General features: G+C 67.5%; 4 protein-coding genes and 1 pseudogene. 3 read left to right on the top strand and 2 right to left on the bottom strand.

The annotated features are described in order from the left end of the window. Positions 1 to 62 precede the first annotated feature (62 nt). The 3 genes from QOC69_RS19010 to QOC69_RS19000 all read left to right on the top strand — a co-directional run bounded on the left by QOC69_RS19010 (position 63) and on the right by QOC69_RS19000 (position 3,208). Complete coding sequence (locus QOC69_RS19010; RefSeq protein WP_526442379.1) at positions 63 to 323, top strand: hypothetical protein; 261 nt, start codon at positions 63 to 65, stop codon at positions 321 to 323. Between the two features lie 332 nt (positions 324 to 655). Further along, positions 656 to 1,825 carry an LLM class flavin-dependent oxidoreductase gene (locus tag QOC69_RS19005; RefSeq protein ID WP_526442377.1) on the top strand — a complete coding sequence of 390 codons (1,170 nt, stop codon included), beginning with the start codon at positions 656 to 658 and terminating at the stop codon, positions 1,823 to 1,825. Between the two features lie 15 nt (positions 1,826 to 1,840). Next, on the top strand, positions 1,841 to 3,208 hold the full coding sequence (locus QOC69_RS19000; protein ID WP_526442375.1) for an NtaA/DmoA family FMN-dependent monooxygenase: 1,368 nt from the start codon (positions 1,841 to 1,843) through the stop codon (positions 3,206 to 3,208). Position 3,209: 1 nt separating this feature from the next. On the opposite strand, the gene QOC69_RS18995 is transcribed toward QOC69_RS19000, so the two are convergent. Both QOC69_RS18995 and QOC69_RS18990 read right to left on the bottom strand, forming a co-directional pair. After that, on the bottom strand, positions 3,210 to 4,067 hold the full coding sequence (locus QOC69_RS18995) for a glycoside hydrolase family 16 protein (RefSeq protein WP_526442381.1): 858 nt from the start codon (positions 4,065 to 4,067) through the stop codon (positions 3,210 to 3,212). A gap of 123 nt (positions 4,068 to 4,190) precedes the next feature. Continuing rightward, positions 4,191 to 4,314, bottom strand: a pseudogene (locus tag QOC69_RS18990) (formyltetrahydrofolate deformylase); the annotation flags it as partial.

The following is a 4,314-nucleotide window of genomic DNA, read 5'->3' as shown; positions in this document are numbered from 1 at the left end:
TTGGGTGGGCACGGTGAGGGCACGCCAGATTGGTGGAGATTCGAAGAAAGGGAACTGAACAGATGGACCTCACAGACAAGATCGTGGCCGCGGTGAGCGCGGCGCTGGCCGCCGTTGCGATCGGCGGCGGAGTCGCCATCGCCAACGCCACCCCGACCCCGGCCCCGCCGCCCCCGCCGCCGACTTCGGTGGTGGACACTCCAGAACCCGGCGACACCTCCGATGTTCCGGGAGCACCGGACACCGACAACGTGCAGGAGGGGAACCAGAGCGGTCCGGAGCTGCCCGACACAACGGTGGCGCCGGCGCCGCCGGGTCGATAGCGACAACGCTGCCACGACACTCTCACCCGCAGCGGCGGGCCCTGCGAAAGCGGGTCCGCCGCCGCACCCCGGAAATTCCTCGGACCATTCACCTCGAGGTCACCAGCATCGAGCCGGCCACCGGACCTCCGCCCACTCCGACCGCGACGATCTCCGGCGTCCTGGGTGCTTGCCGGTCCCCGACGGACTTGGCATCACCGTGCGCCCATCTCTTCGGACGTTCTGGACCAGGTCGGACACTGGTCACGGGCTCGACGGTGATACCCGCCAGGAATGACCAGGACACAGCGCAGCGTTGACCTGGAAACCGCGAACGAAAGTGAGAACCGTCCGTGTCAGCTCCCTCGGATCTGCTCCATCTCGCCGTCGCGCTCGACGGGACCGGATGGCACCCGGCTTCCTGGCGCGAGCCCGACGCCCGCCCCGCCGACCTCCTGACGCCCCGGTACTGGACCGACCTGGTCACCGAAGCCGAACGGGGACTGCTGGACTTCGTCACCATCGAAGACGGCCTCACCCTGCAGTTCGACAACCCGGCGCGTGCGGATGAACGGACCGACCGGGTTCGCGGCCGGTTGGACGCCGTGCTAATCGCCTCCCGCGTCGCGCCCCGCACAAGCCACATCGGATTGGTCCCGACGGCGATCACCACGCACACCGAGCCGTTCCACCTGTCCAAGGCCATCGCCACGCTCGACTACGTCAGTTCCGGCCGGGCCGGCGTCCGGGTGCAGGTGTCGGCGAGCGTCGATGCAGCGCGCCACTTCGGTCGCCGGGACATCCCGGAGCGCTCCCCCGCGCTCGCCGACGAACTCTTCGACGAAGCGGCGGACTACGTTGAAGTACTCCGGCGGCTGTGGGACAGCTGGGAGGACGACGCCGAGATCCGCGACGTCGCCACCGGGCGCTTCGTCGACCGAACCAAGCTGCACTACATCGACTTCGAAGGCCCGAAGTTCTCCGTCAAGGGCCCATCCATCACGCCACGGCCACCGCAGGGACAGCCGATCGTCGCCGCACTCGGCCACGTGGACGCTGCCTACCGCCTCATCGCCACCAGCGCCGACATCGGCTTCGTCACCCCCCACAGTGCCGCCGAAGCCGCGGCCATCATCGACGCGATCTCGTCGCAGCGGGCCGACGACCTGGCACCGGTAAAGGTGTTCGCCGACCTCGTCGTGTTCCTCGACGACACCGCCGGCGCCGCCATGGCGCGTCGGGAACGGCTCGATGCCCTGTTGGGCCGCGAATACGTCAGCGACGCCGAGGTTTTCGTCGGAGCACCGGCAGAACTGGCTGATCTGTTGCAGCAGTGGCACGCGGCAGGCGCGGCGGGATTCCGGCTGCGTCCCGCGACCCTCCCCCACGACCTTCTGCAGATCACCGACGGCCTGGTCCCCGAGTTGCGCAAGCGGGGAGCATTTCGCACCGCGTATCACGCCGCCACGCTGCGAGGATCACTCGATCTCCCGCGTCCAGCCAACCGCTACTCGAACGTCTGAGACCTAGGAACGCGTATGAGCAAGCCAGTCAAGCAGATTCACCTCGCCGCGCACTTCCCCGGCGTCAACAACACCACGGTGTGGAGTGATCCCGCCTCGGGCAGCCACATCGAGTTCAGTTCGTTCGTCCATTTCGCCAAGACCGCCGAACGCGGCAAGTTCGACTTCATGTTCCTCGCCGAGGGTCTGCGCCTGCGCGAGCAGGGCGGCGAGATCTACGACCTCGACGTGGTCGGCCGACCGGACACGTTCACCGTCCTTGCCGCCCTCGCTGCCGTCACGGACCGGCTCGGGCTGACCGGCACGATCAACTCGACGTTCAACGAACCCTACGAAGTCGCCCGACAGTTCGCGTCGCTCGACCACCTCTCCGAGGGCCGTGCCGCATGGAACGTCGTCACGTCATGGGATGCCTTCACCGGCGAGAACTTCCGCCGCGGCGGGTTCCTTGCCGAGGACGAGCGCTATGAGCGCGCCGAACACTTCCTCGAGGCCGCGCACACGCTCTTCGACTCCTGGCGCGGTGACGAGATCGTGGCCGACAAGGACCGCGGCGTGTTCCTGTCCGATTCCGCGGCAGGCGCGTTCACCTATTCGAACGCGCACTTCGACATCAGCGGCCGGTTCAACGTCCCACGCAGCCCCCAGGGCAGACCCGTGATCTTTCAGGCGGGCGATTCCGATCACGGGCGTGAGTTCGCCGCAGCCGCTGCCGACGCGATCTTCTCCCGGCACGGAACGCTGGAGGACGGCCAGGCCTTCTACGCCGACGTGAAGGGGCGCCTCGCCGCCTACGGGCGACAACACGACCAGCTGCTCATCCTGCCCGCCGCGACGTTCGTGCTCGGTGACACCGACGCCGAAGCGGCCGACATCGCCCACGACGTCCGCCTGGCGCAGGTGTCGCCGGCGACGGCGATCAAGTTCCTCGAGCAGCTCTGGAACCGCGACCTGTCCGATCACGATCCGGATGGCCCGTTGCCGTCGGTCGATCCGGTCGTAGGGGAGAACACCATTTCCCGCGGTCGGGCCAGTGTGCGGATGCACCGCGACCCGATCGAGACCGCCAACGAATGGCGGGCCAAGGCCGAGGCCGGGAAGTTGACCACCCGCGAGCTGATCGTCGAGGTCACCGGCCGCCAGAATTTCATCGGGTCACCGAGCACGGTCGCCGAGCGGATCAATCACCTCGTTCAGGCCGATGCCAGCGACGGATTCATCCTCGTTCCGCACGTCACGCCCGGCGGGCTCGACCCGTTCGTCGACCAGGTCGTGCCGCTGCTGCAGGACCGCGGCGTGTTCCGGGCCGACTACGAGGGCACCACGCTGCGCGACCATCTGGGTCTGACCCAGCCTGCCCGCGCCGTCGCGGGCAGGCGATGAGTCACCAGACGCGTACCCAGTCGACGAGCATGTCCGCCGGATAGGTACCCCCGGCGGGATCTCCGCCGCCCGAACCGGCGACCGCCAGATTCAGCACCGGGAACACCCGGTAGTCGGGGAAGTTGAACGGCCACCCGTCGAGTGAGTTCGCAGGAACTTCGAAGTACGGCTGCGCGCCGTCGACGTAGTCCACCCAGAAGTACAAGCCTGCGTCATTCCACGTGACTCGCCACGTGTGCCACGCGTTGTCCACGGGGAACGGAAGGGTCGCAAACGAAGTGCCGTCCGACTTGGCGTGCACAGTGGTCCCCGAAGGCCAATTCGCGTTGCCGTACCACTCGACCATGTCGATCTCGCCACCGACTTCCGGGTGGTCGTTCGACAGCCACCAGGCAGGCCAGCATCCGAGGGTCAGGCAGTCGAACTTGATGCGCGCTTCCCAGGTGGTGTTGATGCCGCCCCAGTAGGTACCCACAAGCTTGCCGCTGACGTACTTGCCGCCTGGGTTCCTCGTCGCGCGGATGACCAGGTTGGACTTGCCGTCCAGGAATACGTGCTGGCGATCGTCGCGGTACTGCCCCATGTTCTCGGGCCTGTCCCAGAAGACGGGGTTCCTGATGGTCTCCCGCGCCTTCGCCACATTCCACTTGGAGTAGTCGGGGGCCGAGCCGGCCGGGCCGTCGAACTCGTCGTGGAAAAGGTAGGTCGGAGTCGCGCCGACCAGCGGCGGCGCCGTTGGCGGGGACACGGGACTCGCCGGCAGTCCCGGTCGGACCGGGTCGGCCCCGGCCAGCGGCACGGGGAGCGCGGCCGCGAGCAGGCCCATCCCCGACATGAACAACAGATTGCGACGATCTATCTCAGGCACAGCGACACGATAAGGCCCAACGTCAGATCGTGCGCATTCTGTCGATGCATCCGCGCGCCGTGTCCGGCATTGCGTCGTCGCCGCAGGTCGCCGACGTCGAGTTCGGGACCGCCGTCAGAAGACGATGGTTTGGTTGCCGTATCGGATGATGCGGTCCTCGCAATGCCATAGGACCGCCCGTGACAGGACGGCGCGCTCGACGTCGGCGCCGAGGCGGATCAGGTCACTGACGCCGTGC

Source organism: Mycobacterium sp., from assembly GCF_032162105.1.
GTDB lineage: Bacteria > Actinomycetota > Actinomycetes > Mycobacteriales > Mycobacteriaceae > Mycobacterium.
Note: the sequence above shows the minus strand (reverse complement) of the source record. Positions and strands in the feature narration are given on the sequence as shown.

What these genes read in the sequence shown, in the direction of transcription:
- QOC69_RS19010 (WP_526442379.1), top strand. Translation starts at nt 63, where the DNA reads ATGGACCTCACAGACAAGATCGTGGCCGCGGTGAGCGCGGCGCTGGCC.
- QOC69_RS19000 (WP_526442375.1), top strand. Translation starts at nt 1,841, where the DNA reads ATGAGCAAGCCAGTCAAGCAGATTCACCTCGCCGCGCACTTCCCCGGC.